The following is a 14,971-nucleotide window of genomic DNA, read 5'->3' as shown; positions in this document are numbered from 1 at the left end:
CTGGCAGGGCTATTGACTCGTCCGGAAAGGCAGACCGTTACCCCCCGTTAAAGGTTGCACGGGGGAGATCTTGTCCCTTGAGCGAATATCTCCCTAGCGTGAGGTGAACTTTCATCGAACACCAGGAAGTTGACCCCCATGCGCCGAGACATACCGCCCCTCGCCGAGGTGCGCCGCATCACCGAGAAGAAGCGCGACGCGTGGTGGACCGTGTTGCTCGTCGACCCGGTCGCCACGCCGCTCGTACGGTTCACCGCGATGCGGACGAACATCACGCCCAACCAGATCACGTGGGGTGCGTTCCTTCTGGGGCTCGGCTCCGCCGCCTGCTTCGCGTTCGGTGACTGGAAGTGGCTCGTTCTCGGCGCCGTCATCTACCACCTCAGCTTCATCCTCGACTGCATGGACGGGAAGGTCGCCCGGCTCACCGGTCAGGGCTCCGTCTTCGGCGCATGGCTCGACTTCGTCTTCGACCGCATCCGCGTCATGGTCTGCGGCGTCGCCCTGATGGGCGGCCAGTACGAGCGCACCGGCGACACCTTCTACATCTGGCTCGCGCTCGCCGTGGTGGGCCTCGACACCCTGCGGTACATCAACTCCCTGGAGATCTTCAAGATCCGTCACACCATGCGCAAGCAGATCAAGACGCGCATGCGGGCGGCGCGGCGGGCGCAGAACGAGGCGGAGCTCGCCTTCATGGAGGACCTGCTGCGGGACAACCCCCAGGCGGACATCGAACAGGACATGCAGAGGGCGCGCGGTGAGGCTCCGTACACCGTGCCCGCCCAGGCCGAGACCGAGGCCGACGTCGAGGCGGGGAGCGGGGCCGGGATCGACGGGGAGGAGTCGGCGGCCGCCGCGCCCAAGGCCCGTGTCATCGACCTGCACCAGGAGTTCCGGCGCAAGTTCCCGCTCTATCTGCGGGCCCGTTCCTTCCTGCTCCGTCACCGCATCCGGGCACACCTCGTCAGTGGCATCGAGTTCCAGATGGGCGTCTTCATGATCGGCCCGCTCTTCGACGTGGTGATGCCCGCGACGATCGTGTCCGGCGTACTCCTGCTCGTCTTCGAGCTCGCCATCATCTACAAGCTGCTGCTCTCGACGAGGGACTTCACGCGGACGATCGACTCCTTCGAGGAGGAGCGGGTCGCCGCCACGGTGTGACCTGAGGCGGTCCCGCCGTGAGGTGACGCGGGGCGGTCCCGTCGTGGTGCGGCCGGAAATGGGTGGCGCGGGGCCCGAGTTGGGGGGATTCGGGCTCTGGATGTCCGTTCCCTTGTGACAGATCCGGTTTGTTATTACAGAACCTTGTTGAACAAGTCACAGCTGCATGAAGGTATTGATCTGCGCGCGTCAATCCGTCAGGGTTTCGTCCCAACACCCGGAGATCTTCCGGGCCGCGAGGGCTGTCGCGACGACTTCGTCGCCACGACGCACCCCAAGCGAGACAGCTGAATACCCCCCACATCCCCCCACATGCACCACGAGGAGACCCCTCTTCATGGCAACTCACAAGCGCGCTCGCTCGATGAAGCTCACCGCCGCGATAGCCACCACCGCCACCGCGATAGGCGTCACGGTCTTTGCCACCTCCTTCGCCGGTGCGGCCACCCCCGCCGAGGGCAAGGTGTACGGCGCCGAGGCCAAGGGCGCCGTCGCAGGCAGCTACATCGTGATGATGGACGAGAAGGCCGACAAGGGCGCCAAGTCCGACCTGGCGAAGGAGTACGGCGGCGAGCTCAAGCGGAACTACTCCTCCGCGATCAACGGCTTCTCCGCCAAGGGCCTGAGCGGGACCGAGGCCAAGCGCCTGGCCGCCGACCCGGCCGTCGGCAAGGTCGTCCAGTCGAAGAAGTTCACCATCGACGCCACCCAGGACAGCCCGCCGTCGTGGGGCCTCGACCGCATCGACCAGGCGGACACCGCGGGCGACGGCAAGTACACCTACCCGGACGCCGCGGGCGAGGGTGCCACCGCGTACGTCATCGACACCGGTGTCCGCGTCAGCCACAAGGACTTCGGCGGCCGTGCCACCTCCGGCTTCGACGCCGTTGACAACGATGACAACGCCGACGACGGCAACGGCCACGGCACGCACGTCGCCGGCACCATCGCCGGTGAGGCGCACGGTGTCGCCAAGAAGGCGAAGATCGTCGCCGTGCGTGTCCTGGACGACCAGGGCTCGGGCACCACCGAGCAGGTCGTCGCGGGCATCGACTGGGTCACCAAGAACCACCAGGGCCCGTCCGTCGCCAACATGAGCCTGGGCGGCGGCGCCGACGAGGCCCTCGACGCGGCCGTGCAGAAGGCCATCGCCTCGGGCGTCACCTTCGCGGTGGCCGCGGGCAACGAGTCGACCGATGCCTCGCAGGGCTCCCCGGCCCGCGTGAAGGAGGCCATCACGGTCGCCTCCTCCACCAAGGACGACGAGCAGTCCGACTTCTCCAACTACGGCGACGTCGTCGACATCTACGCCCCGGGCTCGGACATCACCTCCGCCTGGAACACCGGTGACGACGCCACCAACACCATCTCCGGTACGTCGATGGCGACCCCGCACGTCGTGGGAGCGGCCGCCGTCTACCTCGCCGCCCACCCGGACGCCAAGCCCGCGGACGTGGCCACGGCCCTGACCGAGGGCGCGACGCCCGACAAGATCTCCAACCCGAGCGAGGGCACGCCCAACAAGCTCCTGAAGGTCGTCGAGTAGTCTCGCCGCCCCGATGGACCGCGGTCGCCGTGCCCACCCCCACGGGGCACGGCGGCCGCTTCGCCGTGTGTGCGCCCGCCGTACCCGTCGCGTGTCTATCGTGTGCGCATGGTGACGGTGACCAAGACCTACGCGGCACTCCTGCGCGGCATCAACGTGAGCGGCCACAAGAAGGTGCCGATGGCCGAGCTGCGCGCGGTCCTGGAGGGCCTCGGGCACAGCGGCGTACGGACGTACCTCCAGAGCGGCAACGCGGTGTTCGAAGCGGCAGGGGGCGACGAGGAGACGCTCGCCGCCGGGCTGCGGGCGGCGATCGAGGAGCGCTTCGGCTTCGCCGTGGACGTCCTGGTGCGCGACGGCGCCTATCTGCGGGCGGTGGCCGACGCCTGCCCCTTCCCCGCCGCCGGCCTGGCGCCCAAGCAGCTCCACGTCACCTATTTCTCCGCGCCGGTCGACGCGGCGCGGTTCGCCGGCATCGACCTGCCCGCGTACGCGCCCGAGGAGTTCAGGCTCGGCGACCGCGCCCTCTATCTGTACGCGCCCGACGGGCTCGGCCGCTCCAAGCTCGCCGAGCAGCTCGCGAAGCCACGCGTGAACAAGGGCGTCGTCGCCACCACCCGTAACTGGAACACCGTCACCCAGCTCGTGGAGATGACCCGTGACTGACCGCAACCCCGCCGTCGATGCCGCCATCGACGGCGAACTGCACCTCCTGGACCCCGAGGTCCGCGCGTCGCCCGAGCTGTTCGGGGCGCTGCTGCACCCGGAGTTCACCGAGGTCGGGGCCTCCGGGACGCGCTGGGACCGGGCATCCATCGTGCGGGTCCTCATGGCCCGCCCGGAACCGGGAGCCATCCCCACCACGACGTCCGGCATGCGGGGCGTGCAGCTCGCCGACGACCTGGTGCACCTGACCTTCGACACGGACCGCAACGGCCACAAGGCCCACCGCAGCTCGCTGTGGCGGCGCACGGACGACGGCTGGCGGCTCTGGTACCACCAGGGGACGCCTTACGAAGAGGAGTGATCTCCGGCGGGCGGCGGCGCGGGGAGCCGTGAGGTGAGGAGCAGAGTGGTCCTGCCGTTCTCCTCGGGGACCTCGTGGCCCTGGGTGTAGCCGAGGCGCTTGAGGACGGCGAGCGAGGCGGTGTTCTCCGAGTCCACGGTCGCGTGCACCTCGGCGAGACCCAGCGTCTCGTGGCCGTACGAGGTGAGCAGCCGCGCCAGCTCGGTGCCGAGACCGAGGCCCCAGCTCTCCTTGGTCAGGCCGTACACGATCTCGTGGCCGTCCAGCCAGCTCTCGGGGGACGGCTTGATCTCGGCATGGCCGACGTAACGTCCCTCGTGGCGCACGGCCCAGACGGGGAAGCGCTCCTCGGCGTAGACGAGGCTGAATATACGGCCGAAGAGCGCCCGGTCCTCGGCGGCGCTCTGCACGCCCTCACCGAACCAGCGGCCCACGGCCTCGTCCTGGAACAGTGCGACGAAGTGCGTCTCGTCGGAGGCGACGTAGGCGGTGAGCGCCAGGCGTTCGGACCGCAGTTCGGGTGTCATCCGCGAGACGGTAGGGGGCCGAGACCCTGCGGAGCAAGCGATTTGGCCTGGCTTTGGCCAACGGTTTGGAGCGGCCACGGCGTGATCCGGACGACAGGCCCTAGCCCGCCATGCGCGGCAGGCCTATGGGGTTCGGGAAGGGCAGGATGCCGGAGTCCAGGACGGAGCGGGCCGCCGGGAGCAGGGCGGTGAGCAGGGTGTCCGTCGTCGTTCTGGTGAGGGGGCGCAGGAGGTGTTCCGAGAGGCGGTCCGTGTCGTCCTCCACCAGCTCGCGCTCGGTCACCCCGCGCTCGGTGACCCGGCCCGAGCCGTCGATCAGGCCCCGGTCGCGCAGCCGGTCCACGGAGACCGCCCACTCCTCCTCGGTCCAGCCCCTGGCCTGCCGGATGCCTGCCGCGTCCACCCGGCCGGTGACGGCGGCGAGCGCCAGCGCCTCGCGGGCGTCCAGGCCGTGGTCGGCGAGGACCGCCACATGGGCGTCACCGCGGAACTCCCGTACGCACGTCGCCAGTTGCCAGAGCTGCTCGACAGGGTCGGAGCGGTCGGCGAGGGAGCGATTGGCGGCGAACAGGGGGCGGGCGAGCGGAGGCGCGTCCTCCACGGCGGCCGCCAGGGGGCCGTTGACCGTCGCCGCCAGCCTCTCGACGTCGGGCACGAGGCGCCGAAGCGCGCGTGCCGTGTGCCGGGCGCGCTCCTCGACGACACGGTCCGGCGACACGTACTCCCAGGCCGAAGGCAGGGCGCGCTCGACCATGCCGGGCGCGAAGACCCCGAGCGCCGCCCCGGCGACGCCGGGCCCGACACGGCCCATCGGGGCGGTACGGCCGGCGAAATACCCCATCCAGAAGCCCTTGAGACCCAGGGCACGGCCGAGGCCGCGGCACTGCTCCTCGAAGTAGATCACCGCGTGCAGAGGTTCGGTCCGCAGCCACAGCGTGCGGGATCGGCTCGGGGTCATGGATCCACAAGCTAGGCCAGTGCGGGAGTCCGCGCCAGAGGAGCCGTCCGGCGGGTGCCGTAAACATGGGCCTCGTCATAGCGCCGCAGGAGCAGCCCGGCCACCGCCGGTGCGGGGCCGAGGACGTCCGCGAGTACGTCGGCCTCGGCGGCGCCGCGCGCGATGCGGTCCGGCAGGAAGCCGGGGGCGAGGACGTACGGGGCGACGGCCACCCGCCGCACCCCGGGCTCGGCCCGCAGCGCGCGCACGGCGTCCTCGGTGCGCGGCAGGGAAGCGGAGGCGAACGCAGGCCGCACGGCGCACCAACCGGTGTGCCGCCACTCCCGCGCGATGTCAGCGATCACTGCGATCGCCTCCGGGTCGGAGGACCCCGCCGAGGCCAGGACGACCCCGGTCGAGGACTTGTCGGCGGGGTCGAGCCCCGCCTCGTACAACCGCTGCTCCAGAGCGGCCGTCAGCAGCGGGGACGGGCCGAGGACCGCCGCCGTGCGGATGCGCAGTCCCGCGGGGGCCCGGCGCAGGACGGCCGGGATGTCGGCCTTCGCGTGGAAGGCGCGCGTCAGCAGCAGCGGGAGCGCGACGACATCACGCACGCCCTCGGCCGCGAGACGTTCCAGGACACCCGGCACCGTGGCCGCGTCGAAGTCCAGGAACGCCGTCTCCACCCGCAGTCCCGGGCGCAGCGACCGCACCCGGCGCACGAGCGCGTACACGGTCTCGGCGTGCCGCGGGTCGCGGCTGCCGTGGGCGATGACGAGCAGCACGGGCCGGTGCATGGGGCTCGTGGAGTGCCCGAGACGCAGGGGTTGCGTGGGATGCATGGTGGTCAGCTCCGCACCAGGAGACCGCGGCCGCGCAGGACCCGCCGCTCCAGCGGACTGAAGATCAGCAGGTCGATGGCGATGCCGACGACGAGGATGAGCAGAATGGCCAGGAAGATCATGGGCATCGAGCTGGCGTTGCGGCCGTTCTCCAGCAACTGGCCGAGACCGATGCCCAGCTCGGGCGAGGACGCGATGATCTCGGCGGCCATCAGCGACCGCCAGGAGAACGCCCAGCCCTGCTTGAGCCCCGCGAGATAGCCGGGCAGCGCGGCCGGGAGCACGATGTGCCAGGTGTGCCGCAGCCCCGTCGCGCCGAGCGTGCGGCCCGCGCGCAGGAACAGCGGCGGCACCTGGTCGACGCCGGAGACCAGGCCGTTGGCGATGGAGGGGACGGCGCCGAGCAGGATCACCGCGTACATCATCTTGTTGTCCAGGCCCAGCCAGAGCACGGCGGGCGGCACCCACGCCACCGACGGCAGCGACTGGAGGCCGGAGAGGATCGGGCCGATGGCCGCCCTGATGAACCGCACCCGCGCCACGATCAGGCCGAGCGGTGTGCCGATCACGAGGGCGAGCAGGAAGCCGAGGAGGCCGCGCGAGACGGACGTCCAGATGTAGTCGAGGAGGGTGCCCTGGAGCCAGGCCTCGCGGACCTCGTCCCAGACCGCGGACGGCGAGGGCAGCTTGCTCGGGTCGTCCACGATCTTGAAGGAGACCAGCGCCTGCCAGACCACCAGGATGAGCAGCACCGCGGAGAGCGGCGGCAGCACCTTCTGTACGAGGACCTGGCGCACCGGGGTGCGGACGGGGCCCGCCTGGGACTCCAGGGCGTCGAGCCCCGCCTCGAGACCGGCGAGGTCCTGGCCGTCGCCTGCGGTCCCGGCCGCGCCGGCGTTCGTCGCCCCGTCGGCCGACTTCGCCTCGCCGGTCGTCTCAGTGCTGGCCATGGCGGCGGATCTCCCCACGCAGTTGTTCGGTGATCTCCAGCGAGAGTTCCGCCACGGCGGAGTCCTCGATGCGGCGCGGGTGCGGGATGTCGACCCGCCACTGGTGCGCCACCCGGCCGGGACGCGACGAGAGGAGCACGACGCGCTGGGCGAGGCGCACGGCCTCGCGGACGTTGTGCGTGACGAAGAGGACGGAGACGTTCGTCTCGCGCCAGACGCGGGTCAGCTCGTCGTGCAGCACATCGCGGGTGATGGCGTCCAGGGCCGCGAACGGCTCGTCCATCAGCAGCAGTTGGCTGTCCTGGGCGAGCGCGCGGGCCAGGGCCACACGCTGGCGCATGCCGCCGGACAGCTCGTGCACCCGCTTGCCGTACGCCCCGTGCAGCCGGACGAGTTCGAGCAGCTCCTCGGCGCGCGGGCGGCGCTCCGCCTTCGGTACGCCGCGCAGCTTCAGGGCGAGTTCGATGTTCTTGCCCGCGGTCAGCCACGGGAAGAGGGCGTGCTCCTGGAACATCAGGGCCGGGCGGCCGTCGGTCGCGATGGCCCCGGCCGAGGGCTTGTCGAGCCCGGCCACGAGGTTGAGCAGCGTCGATTTACCGCAGCCCGAAGCGCCGAGCAGCGTCACGAACTCGCCGGGCGCGACATCGAGGGTGATGTCGTCCAGGACGAGCTGGGGCCCGGCGGGGCCGTCGAAGCGCTTGGACACGTGCTCGATGCGGGCGGCGTGCGTGGCCGTGGTGCCGATGTCCTCGGCGGCCTTGGCGAGGGTGGTCGCCATGGTCGTCACCTCCAGGGAATCCAGGGAACGGGGCGTCTTCGGTGGTTACTCGACGCCGAGACCGGCGTCGTCGACCGGGGACTCACCCGCGGCCTTGAGGACCTTGTTCAGCGGACGCAGGTCGTAGATGCCCTTGAGGTCGGGCTTCTCCAGGAGCCCCGCCTCGACCGCGTGGCCGGCCTCGGCGTCGAGCGTGGCGGCCAGCGGATCGTCGGTGGTCCGGATGGACTTCCAGGCCGGGTCGAGCACCTCGGCGGGCAACGGCTTGCCGGAGTCCGCCTTGAGCCGGGCGTTGGCGGCGGCCTTGGCCTTCTCCGGGTTCCGCTCGATGAAGGCGTTGGTCTTCACCGAGCCGCGCAGCACGGCCTCGACGACCTTCGGGTGCTCCTCCAGGAACTCCTGCCGCACGATGATGTTCGTGATGACGAACTTCTTGTCCGGCCACAGGTCGGCCTCGTCGAGCAGCACCTTGCCGCCCTCGGCGACCAGCTTGGACGCGGTCGGCTCGGGCACCCAGGCGCCGTCGATGGAGCCCGACTTGTAGGCGTCCGGGGTGATCTTGTTGTCCGTGCGGACCACGGAGACGTCACCCTTGCCGCTCTGCGCGTCGACCTTCCAGCCCTTCTCGGCGATCCAGTTGAGGAAGGCCACGTCCTGGGTGTTGCCGAGCTGCGGCGTGGCGATCTTCTTGCCCTTGACGTCGCTCTGGGACCTGATCTTCTCGGGGTTCACGACGAGCTTGACGCCGCCGGAGGCCGAGCCGCCGATGATCCGCAGGTTTTTGCCCTGGGACCTGGTGTAGCCGTTGATGGCGGGGGAGGGGCCGATCCAGCCGATGTCGACCGAGCCCGCGTTCAGCGCCTCGATCTCCGAGGGACCGGCGTTGAACTGGGAGTACTTCGCCTCGGTGCCGCCCAGCTCCTTCTGGAGGATGCCTTCGTGGCTGCCGACCAGAGCGGTGGCGTGGGTCAGGTTCGGGAAGTACCCGATCTTCACGCTGTCCAGGCCGTCGATCTTCTTCGCCCCCGCGGCGATCTTCGACCGGCCGCTCTGCTCGTCCGCCTGGGAGCCGTAGCCGCAGGCGGTCAGGGTCAGGGCGAGCAGCGGCAGGGCGGCGAGGGCCGCGCGGGCGCGGCGGCCTGTGGTGCGGCGGCCGGTGGCGCGGGAGCCGGTGGGGCGGGAGGTGTGGCGGGCTGGCACGGGAGGGGGTCCTCTCGTCGGCCCGGCGCTCACGCCGTCAGGGCGCGGCCGGGGCTCTCGGCGGTATACGTCTTCGTGGGGCGGTGCGGTGGGCGCGCGAGCGGTGCGCGTACGTCATCGCGCACATCGGGCGACGCCTCCCTGACCACTGCCGAGGGCGCCGCTGCCGATGCGGCCGCCCTCCTTCGCGAACGTCGCGAACACGTCGGCGTAGGACATGGTCAGAAGTCCCAGCCCTCGTCGTCCGCCGAGGCCAGGGCCGCGGCCGCCGCCTCGTCGGAGTCCGGCGCGGCGAAGGCGGTGCCCGCCATGCCGGCCGCGAGCGTCGTGCCGTCCGCCGGGTCGATGAGCAGGAACGATCCGGTGCGCCGGGAGTCCGCGTACGCGTCGAGGGCGAGCGGCTCGGCGGTGCGGACGAGCACCCGGCCGATGTCGTTGGCGACCAGTTGGCCGGGGGCCGGGTGCTGGGAGAGGTCGTCGAGGGTGAGCCGGGAGGGGATCTCCTTGACGATGGCCTTGACCGTGCGGGTGGTGTGCTTGAGCAGCACCCGCTGGCCGACGCCGAGCGGCGTGTCCGCGACGTGGCAGACCGTCGCCTGGATGTCCTGCGTGGACGGCGGGACGTCCTTGCTCGGCACGATCAGGTCGCCGCGCGCGATGTCGATGTCCTCCTCCAGGAGCAGCGTGATCGACTGCGGCGTCCACGCCACGTCCACCGGCTGCCCGAGCAGGTCGATCCCGGCGATCTTCGAGCTGCGGCCCGACGGCAGGACCGTCACCGACTCGCCCACGCGGAAGGTGCCGGCCGCGATCTGTCCCGCGTAGCCGCGGTAGTCGGGGTGCTCGGCGGTCTGCGGACGGATCACGTACTGCACGGGGAGGCGGGCGTGGCAGGTCGCCAGGTCGTGGCTGACCGGGACCGTCTCCAGGTGTTCGAGGACGGTGGGGCCGCCGTACCAGTCCATGTTGGAGGACGGCTCGACGACATTGTCACCGGCGAGCGCGGAGATCGGGATGGCGGTGATCTCGGGGACGCCCAGCTCACCGGCGTACGCCGTGAACTCCTCGGCGATCCGCGCGAAGACCTTCTCGTCGTAGGAGACGAGGTCCATCTTGTTCACGGCGAGCACGACGTGCGGGACGCGCAGCAGCGCGGCGACCGCGGCGTGCCGGCGGGTCTGCTCGATGACGCCGTTGCGGGCGTCGACGAGGACGACGGCGAGGTCGGCCGTCGAGGCGCCGGTGACCATGTTCCGCGTGTACTGCACGTGCCCCGGGGTGTCGGCCAGGATGAACCGGCGCCGCGGGGTCGCGAAGTAGCGGTAGGCCACGTCGATGGTGATGCCCTGCTCGCGCTCGGCCCGCAGGCCGTCGGTGAGCAGCGCCAGGTCGGGCGTGTCCTGGCCGCGGCCGAGGGAGGCCCGCTCGACGGCTTCGAGCTGGTCGGTGAGGACCGACTTGGAGTCGTGCAGGAGCCGGCCCACCAGGGTGGACTTGCCGTCGTCGACGGATCCGGCGGTGGCGAACCGCAGCAGGGTGGTGGCCGACAGATCGGCGAACTGCTCGGTCACGGCGGTGGTGTTGCTCATGGTTAGAAGTACCCCTCGCGCTTGCGGTCTTCCATCGCGGCCTCGGAGAGCTTGTCGTCGGCCCGGGTCGCCCCGCGCTCGGTGAGCCGGGACGCGGCGATCTCGGTGATGACGGCGTCCAGCGTCGTCGCGTCCGAGTCGACGGCGCCGGTGCAGGACATGTCGCCGACCGTGCGGTAGCGGACGAGCCGCTTCTGGACGGTCTCCTCGTCCTTGGGGCCGCCCCAGTCACCGGCGGTCAGCCACATGCCGGACCGCTGGAAGACCTCGCGCTCGTGCGCGAAGTAGATCTGCGGCAGGTCGATGTCCTCGCGGGCGATGTACTGCCACACGTCCAGCTCGGTCCAGTTGGAGAGCGGAAAGACGCGCACGTGCTCGCCGGGGGCGTGCCGGCCGTTGTAGAGCTGCCACAGCTCGGGGCGCTGGCGGCGTGGGTCCCACTGCGAGAACTCGTCGCGCAGCGAGAACACCCGCTCCTTGGCGCGCGCCTTCTCCTCGTCACGGCGTCCGCCGCCGAAGACCGCGTCGAACTTCTCGCTCTGGATCTTCTCGGTGAGCGGCACCGTCTGGAGGGGGTTGCGCGTGCCGTCGGGGCGCTCGCGCAGCTTGCCCGCGTCGATGTACTCCTGCACCGATGCGACGTGCAGGCGCAGCCCGTGCTCGGCCACCACCCGGTCGCGGTACTCGATGACCTCGGGGAAGTTGTGCCCGGTGTCCACGTGCAGGAGCGAGAAGGGGACGGCGGCCGGGGCGAACGCCTTCAGCGCCAGGTGCAGCATCAGGATGGAGTCCTTGCCGCCGGAGAAGAGGATCACCGGCCGCTCGAACTCGCCCGCGACCTCGCGGAAGATGTGCACGGCCTCGGACTCCAGGGAGTCGAGGTGGCTGAGCGCGTAGGGGCTGTCGGTGCCCTCGTCGGTCACGGTGGCCACGGTGGTCATGCCAGACCCCTTTCGGTGAGCAGAGCGTGCAGGGCCGCGGCGGACTCCCGCACCGTCTGGTCCTGCGATTCGATGCGCAGATCGGGCGACTCGGGCTCCTCGTAGGGGTCGTCGACCCCGGTGAGCCCGGAGATCTCGCCCGCCGCCTGCTTGGCGTACAGGCCCTTCACATCGCGTACGGAGCAGACGTCGACCGGCGTCGCGACGTGCACCTCCAGGTAGGGCGTGCCGCCGCTCTGGTGGCGCTTGCGCACCGCCTCGCGGCTGTCCGCGAACGGCGCGATGACCGGTACGAGGGCCAGGACGCCGTTGCGGGCGAGGAGTTCGGCGACGAAGCCGATGCGCTGGACGTTGGTGTGCCGGTCCGCGCGGCCGAAGCCGAGGCCCGCCGAGAGGAACTCGCGGATCTCGTCGCCGTCGAGCACCTCGACCTGGCGGCCCTGAGTGCGCAGCAGGCCCGCCAGCTCGTACGCGATGGTCGTCTTCCCGGCGCTGGGCAGGCCGGTGAGCCAGACGGTGGCTCCGGTCACGTGATTCTCCTGAAGTGCTTGTCGTCCCGCGGTCGCCGGGACCGCCGCTTGCCCCGCGGTCATCCGTGGATCCCGCACTCGGTCTTGGCGTTGCCGGACCATCGTCCCGCCCGTGCGTCCTCGCCCTCAAGGAGGCGGCGGGTGCAGGGCGCGCAGCCCACCGAGCCGTAGCCGTCCATCAGGAGGGGGTTGGTGAGGACGCCGTGCTCGTTCACGTACGCGTCGACATCGTCCTGCGTCCAGCGGGCGATCGGCGAGACCTTGACCTTCTGCCGCTTCTCGTCCCAGCTGACCACGGGGGTGTCGGCGCGGGTCGGCGACTCGTCGCGGCGCAGCCCCGTCGCCCAGGCCGCGTACCCGGTCAGGCCCTCTTCGAGGGGCGCGACCTTGCGCAGCTTGCAGCAGAGGTCGGGGTCGCGGTCGTGCAGCTTCGGGCCGTACTCGGCGTCCTGCTCGGCGACGGTCTGCCGGGGCGTCAGGGTGATGACGTTGACGTCCATCACGGCCTCCACGGCGTCGCGGGTGCCGATGGTCTCGGGGAAGTGGTAGCCCGTGTCGAGGAAGACGACGTCCACGCCCGGCATGGCACGCGAGGCGAGGTGGGCGACGACCGCGTCCTCCATGGAGGAGGTCACGCAGAACCGCGGGCCGAAGGTGTCCGCGGCCCACTTCAGGATCTCCGGGGCCGAGGCGTCCTCCAGGTCGCGCCCGGCCTGCTCGGCGAGCGCCTTCAGCTCGTCGTTCGTCCGGGTCTCACGCGCTTGAGTGGCCGTCATATCCGATCCCCTCCGCCGTCGGTGCGCTGAACGCCCCGGGCGAGGAGCCCGAGGAACTTGAGCTGGAAGGCCCGGTTGCACGCCGCGCACTCCCACGCGCCGTGGCCGGTCTCGTTCGGCCGCAGGTCCTCGTCACCGCAGTAGGGGCAGTGGAAGGGCGCCGCACGCTCGCTCACTTGAGGTCCTCCTCGCCGGCGCGGGCGGCCCAGGCGGCGAACCGCTCGCCGTCCTCGCGCTCGGCCTGGAAGCGCTTGAGGACCCGCTCCACGTAGTCGGGCAGCTCGTCGGCGGTGACCTTCAGGCCGCGGACCTTGCGGCCGAACCCGGCGTCGAGCCCGAGGGCGCCGCCCAGGTGCACCTGGTAGCCCTCGACCTGGTTGCCGTCGTCGTCAAGGACCAGCTGGCCCTTGAGGCCGATGTCGGCGACCTGGATGCGGGCGCAGGCGTTCGGGCAGCCGTTGAGGTTGATGGTGATCGGCTCGTCGAACTCCGGGATGCGGCGCTCCAGTTCGTCGATGAGCGAGGCGCCGCGGGCCTTGGTCTCGACGATGGCGAGCTTGCAGAACTCGATGCCGGTGCAGGCCATGGTGCCGCGCCGGAACGGCGAGGCGTTGACCCGCAGGTCGAGCGCTTCGAGCGCGGAGACGAGCGGCTCCACCTGCTCCTGCTCGACGTCGAGCACGATCATCTTCTGCTCGGCGGTGGTGCGCAGGCGGCCGGAGCCGTGGGCCTCGGCGACGTCGGCGATCTTCGTGAGGGTGGCGCCGTCCACGCGTCCGACGCGCGGGGCGAAGCCCACGTAGAAGCGGCCGTCCTGCTGCTTGTGCACGCCGAGGTGGTCGCGCCAGACGCCCGCGGGCTGCTCGGGCGCGGGGCCGTCGGCCAGCTTCCGCTCCAGGTACTCGTCCTCCAGGATCCGGCGGAACTTCTCCGGACCCCAGTCGGCGACGAGGAACTTCAGGCGGGCGCGGTTCCTGAGCCTGCGGTAGCCGTAGTCGCGGAAGATGCCGATGACACCGGCGAACACGTCGGGTACGTCGTCCAGGGCCACCCAGGCGCCGAGGCGCACGCCCAGCTTGGGGTTGGTGGAGAGGCCGCCGCCGACCCAGAGGTCGAAGCCGGGGCCGTGCTCGGGGTGGTGCACGCCGACGAAGGCGACGTCGTTGATCTCGTGCGCCACGTCGAGCTGCGGGGAGCCGGAGATCGCCGTCTTGAACTTGCGCGGCAGGTTCGAGAACTCCGGGTTGCCGATGAAGCGGCGCTGGATCTCGTCGATGGCGGGGGAGCCGTCGATGATCTCGTTCTCGGCGACGCCCGCCACGGGGGAGCCGAGGATGACGCGCGGGGTGTCGCCGCAGGCCTCGGTGGTCTGGAGCCCGACGGCTTCGAGCCGCCGCCAGATCTCGGGCACGTCCTCGATGCGGATCCAGTGGTACTGGACGTTCTGCCGGTCGGTGAGGTCGGCGGTGCCGCGCGCGAACTCCTCGGAGATCTCGCCGATGACGCGGAGCTGATCGGTGGTCAGCCGCCCGCCGTCGATGCGCACCCGCAGCATGAAGTACTCGTCGTCCAGCTCCTCCGGGGCGAGGACCGCGGTCTTGCCGCCGTCGATCCCGGGCTTGCGCTGGGTGTACAGACCCCACCAGCGCATGCGCCCGCGAAGGTCGTTGGGGTCGATGGAGTCGAAGCCGCGCTTCGAGTAGACCGTCTCAATACGTGTCCGCACGTTGAGACCGTCGTCGTCCTTCTTGAACTGCTCGTTCCCATTGAGCGGCGTGAAGTGACCCACGGCCCACTGGCCCTCGCCGCGGTGACGGCTCGCCTTGCGGCGGGGCGTGGCTGGGGCAGGCTTCTCTGGCGTGGCGGGCATCGGGTTACGTCCTTCGGGCAGCGGGAAACCAGTTCTGACCTGCGGGTATGGGCACATGCGAAATGTGCGCGCGGCGCTGCGCAGGAGAAAGTCAGGGAAGACCGGTGATCAGATGTGCGGCGGTGCTGAGTCGATCAGCAGGCCGGACACATGGCGCTGGACATGCGGCCGAGGTCGACGTGACGCCGACTCACCAAGGCAGTTCCAGTGCGATCCATGACGGAAGCGTGTCACGGGACTTTCGGCCCAGTCCAGCATTATCCAAAATGTGGACACCCTTGTCCCGTATCGTGG

Annotated in this window: 17 protein-coding genes; 4 read left to right on the top strand and 13 right to left on the bottom strand. The window is 70.7% G+C overall.

From position 1 onward, the window contains the following. The first annotated feature begins 138 nt into the window (after window positions 1-138). The 4 genes from ACZ6JY_RS07510 to ACZ6JY_RS07495 all read left to right on the top strand — a co-directional run bounded on the left by ACZ6JY_RS07510 (window position 139) and on the right by ACZ6JY_RS07495 (window position 3,737). Window positions 139-1,164 carry a CDP-alcohol phosphatidyltransferase family protein gene (locus ACZ6JY_RS07510; protein ID WP_469193218.1) on the top strand — a complete coding sequence of 342 codons (1,026 nt, stop codon included), beginning with the start codon at window positions 139-141 and terminating at the stop codon, window positions 1,162-1,164. Window positions 1,165-1,501: 337 nt separating this feature from the next. After that, on the top strand, window positions 1,502-2,710 hold the full coding sequence (locus tag ACZ6JY_RS07505; protein ID WP_469193216.1) for a S8 family peptidase: 1,209 nt from the start codon (window positions 1,502-1,504) through the stop codon (window positions 2,708-2,710). A gap of 117 nt (window positions 2,711-2,827) precedes the next feature. Further along, entirely contained in the window at window positions 2,828-3,376 is a 549-nt protein-coding gene (locus ACZ6JY_RS07500) for a DUF1697 domain-containing protein (RefSeq protein ID WP_469193904.1), read from the top strand. Continuing rightward, window positions 3,369-3,737: a nuclear transport factor 2 family protein gene (locus ACZ6JY_RS07495; RefSeq protein WP_469193214.1), complete on the top strand. Its 369-nt coding sequence runs from the start codon at window positions 3,369-3,371 to the stop codon at window positions 3,735-3,737. The genes ACZ6JY_RS07500 and ACZ6JY_RS07495 overlap by 8 nt, the downstream gene beginning before the upstream one ends. Here ACZ6JY_RS07495 and ACZ6JY_RS07490 read toward each other — a convergent pair. The 13 genes from ACZ6JY_RS07490 to ACZ6JY_RS07430 all read right to left on the bottom strand — a co-directional run bounded on the left by ACZ6JY_RS07490 (window position 3,722) and on the right by ACZ6JY_RS07430 (window position 14,895). Beyond that, window positions 3,722-4,264, bottom strand: a complete 543-nt coding sequence (locus ACZ6JY_RS07490; RefSeq protein WP_469193212.1) for a GNAT family N-acetyltransferase — start codon at window positions 4,262-4,264, stop codon at window positions 3,722-3,724. The two genes, ACZ6JY_RS07495 and ACZ6JY_RS07490, sit on opposite strands and share 16 nt — an antisense overlap. A gap of 100 nt (window positions 4,265-4,364) precedes the next feature. After that, complete coding sequence (locus ACZ6JY_RS07485; protein WP_469193210.1) at window positions 4,365-5,222, bottom strand: SCO6745 family protein; 858 nt, start codon at window positions 5,220-5,222, stop codon at window positions 4,365-4,367. Between the two features lie 11 nt (window positions 5,223-5,233). Then, a complete protein-coding gene (locus ACZ6JY_RS07480; protein ID WP_469193902.1) occupies window positions 5,234-5,998 on the bottom strand; it encodes a sirohydrochlorin chelatase in 765 nt (254 codons plus the stop codon). Between the two features lie 50 nt (window positions 5,999-6,048). Beyond that, window positions 6,049-6,993: an ABC transporter permease gene (locus ACZ6JY_RS07475; protein WP_469193208.1), complete on the bottom strand. Its 945-nt coding sequence runs from the start codon at window positions 6,991-6,993 to the stop codon at window positions 6,049-6,051. Continuing rightward, a complete protein-coding gene (locus ACZ6JY_RS07470) occupies window positions 6,980-7,771 on the bottom strand; it encodes an ABC transporter ATP-binding protein (protein ID WP_469193205.1) in 792 nt (263 codons plus the stop codon). The genes ACZ6JY_RS07475 and ACZ6JY_RS07470 overlap by 14 nt, the downstream gene beginning before the upstream one ends. Before the next feature lie 45 nt (window positions 7,772-7,816). Then, window positions 7,817-8,881 carry an aliphatic sulfonate ABC transporter substrate-binding protein gene (locus tag ACZ6JY_RS07465; protein ID WP_469193900.1) on the bottom strand — a complete coding sequence of 355 codons (1,065 nt, stop codon included), beginning with the start codon at window positions 8,879-8,881 and terminating at the stop codon, window positions 7,817-7,819. Window positions 8,882-9,192: 311 nt separating this feature from the next. Then, window positions 9,193-10,560, bottom strand: a complete 1,368-nt coding sequence (locus tag ACZ6JY_RS07460) for a sulfate adenylyltransferase subunit 1 (RefSeq protein WP_469193203.1) — start codon at window positions 10,558-10,560, stop codon at window positions 9,193-9,195. A 2-nt stretch (window positions 10,561-10,562) separates the two neighbouring features. Next, window positions 10,563-11,501: a sulfate adenylyltransferase subunit CysD gene (cysD, locus tag ACZ6JY_RS07455; RefSeq protein ID WP_469193201.1), complete on the bottom strand. Its 939-nt coding sequence runs from the start codon at window positions 11,499-11,501 to the stop codon at window positions 10,563-10,565. Then, on the bottom strand, window positions 11,498-12,094 hold the full coding sequence (gene cysC, locus ACZ6JY_RS07450; protein WP_469193199.1) for an adenylyl-sulfate kinase: 597 nt from the start codon (window positions 12,092-12,094) through the stop codon (window positions 11,498-11,500). The genes cysD and cysC overlap by 4 nt, the downstream gene beginning before the upstream one ends. Then, window positions 12,091-12,807 (bottom strand): phosphoadenylyl-sulfate reductase, encoded by a 717-nt coding sequence (locus ACZ6JY_RS07445; protein ID WP_469193197.1) that lies wholly within the window; start codon window positions 12,805-12,807, stop codon window positions 12,091-12,093. The genes cysC and ACZ6JY_RS07445 overlap by 4 nt, the downstream gene beginning before the upstream one ends. Beyond that, entirely contained in the window at window positions 12,804-12,983 is a 180-nt protein-coding gene (locus tag ACZ6JY_RS07440) for a hypothetical protein (protein ID WP_447040718.1), read from the bottom strand. The genes ACZ6JY_RS07445 and ACZ6JY_RS07440 overlap by 4 nt, the downstream gene beginning before the upstream one ends. After that, complete coding sequence (locus tag ACZ6JY_RS07435; RefSeq protein ID WP_469193195.1) at window positions 12,980-14,677, bottom strand: nitrite/sulfite reductase; 1,698 nt, start codon at window positions 14,675-14,677, stop codon at window positions 12,980-12,982. The genes ACZ6JY_RS07440 and ACZ6JY_RS07435 overlap by 4 nt, the downstream gene beginning before the upstream one ends. A 134-nt stretch (window positions 14,678-14,811) precedes the next feature. Then, window positions 14,812-14,895, bottom strand: a complete 84-nt coding sequence (locus ACZ6JY_RS07430; protein WP_324611535.1) for a putative leader peptide — start codon at window positions 14,893-14,895, stop codon at window positions 14,812-14,814. Window positions 14,896-14,971: the final 76 nt, after the last annotated feature.

The sequence above is a fragment of the Streptomyces sp. NPDC046335 genome, assembly GCF_055587985.1.
Note: the sequence above shows the minus strand (reverse complement) of the source record. Positions and strands in the feature narration are given on the sequence as shown.

Coding starts and splice junctions, on each gene's coding strand:
- ACZ6JY_RS07490 (WP_469193212.1), bottom strand. CDS start 4,264: ATGACACCCGAACTGCGGTCCGAACGCCTGGCGCTCACCGCCTACGTC.
- ACZ6JY_RS07460 (WP_469193203.1), bottom strand. CDS start 10,560: ATGAGCAACACCACCGCCGTGACCGAGCAGTTCGCCGATCTGTCGGCC.
- cysD (WP_469193201.1), bottom strand. CDS start 11,501: ATGACCACCGTGGCCACCGTGACCGACGAGGGCACCGACAGCCCCTAC.
- ACZ6JY_RS07505 (WP_469193216.1), top strand. CDS start 1,502: ATGGCAACTCACAAGCGCGCTCGCTCGATGAAGCTCACCGCCGCGATA.
- ACZ6JY_RS07430 (WP_324611535.1), bottom strand. CDS start 14,895: ATGGATCGCACTGGAACTGCCTTGGTGAGTCGGCGTCACGTCGACCTC.
- ACZ6JY_RS07475 (WP_469193208.1), bottom strand. CDS start 6,993: ATGGCCAGCACTGAGACGACCGGCGAGGCGAAGTCGGCCGACGGGGCG.
- ACZ6JY_RS07480 (WP_469193902.1), bottom strand. CDS start 5,998: ATGCACCGGCCCGTGCTGCTCGTCATCGCCCACGGCAGCCGCGACCCG.
- ACZ6JY_RS07445 (WP_469193197.1), bottom strand. CDS start 12,807: ATGACGGCCACTCAAGCGCGTGAGACCCGGACGAACGACGAGCTGAAG.
- ACZ6JY_RS07485 (WP_469193210.1), bottom strand. CDS start 5,222: ATGACCCCGAGCCGATCCCGCACGCTGTGGCTGCGGACCGAACCTCTG.
- cysC (WP_469193199.1), bottom strand. CDS start 12,094: ATGACCGCGGGGCAAGCGGCGGTCCCGGCGACCGCGGGACGACAAGCA.
- ACZ6JY_RS07470 (WP_469193205.1), bottom strand. CDS start 7,771: ATGGCGACCACCCTCGCCAAGGCCGCCGAGGACATCGGCACCACGGCC.
- ACZ6JY_RS07435 (WP_469193195.1), bottom strand. CDS start 14,677: ATGCCCGCCACGCCAGAGAAGCCTGCCCCAGCCACGCCCCGCCGCAAG.
- ACZ6JY_RS07510 (WP_469193218.1), top strand. CDS start 139: ATGCGCCGAGACATACCGCCCCTCGCCGAGGTGCGCCGCATCACCGAG.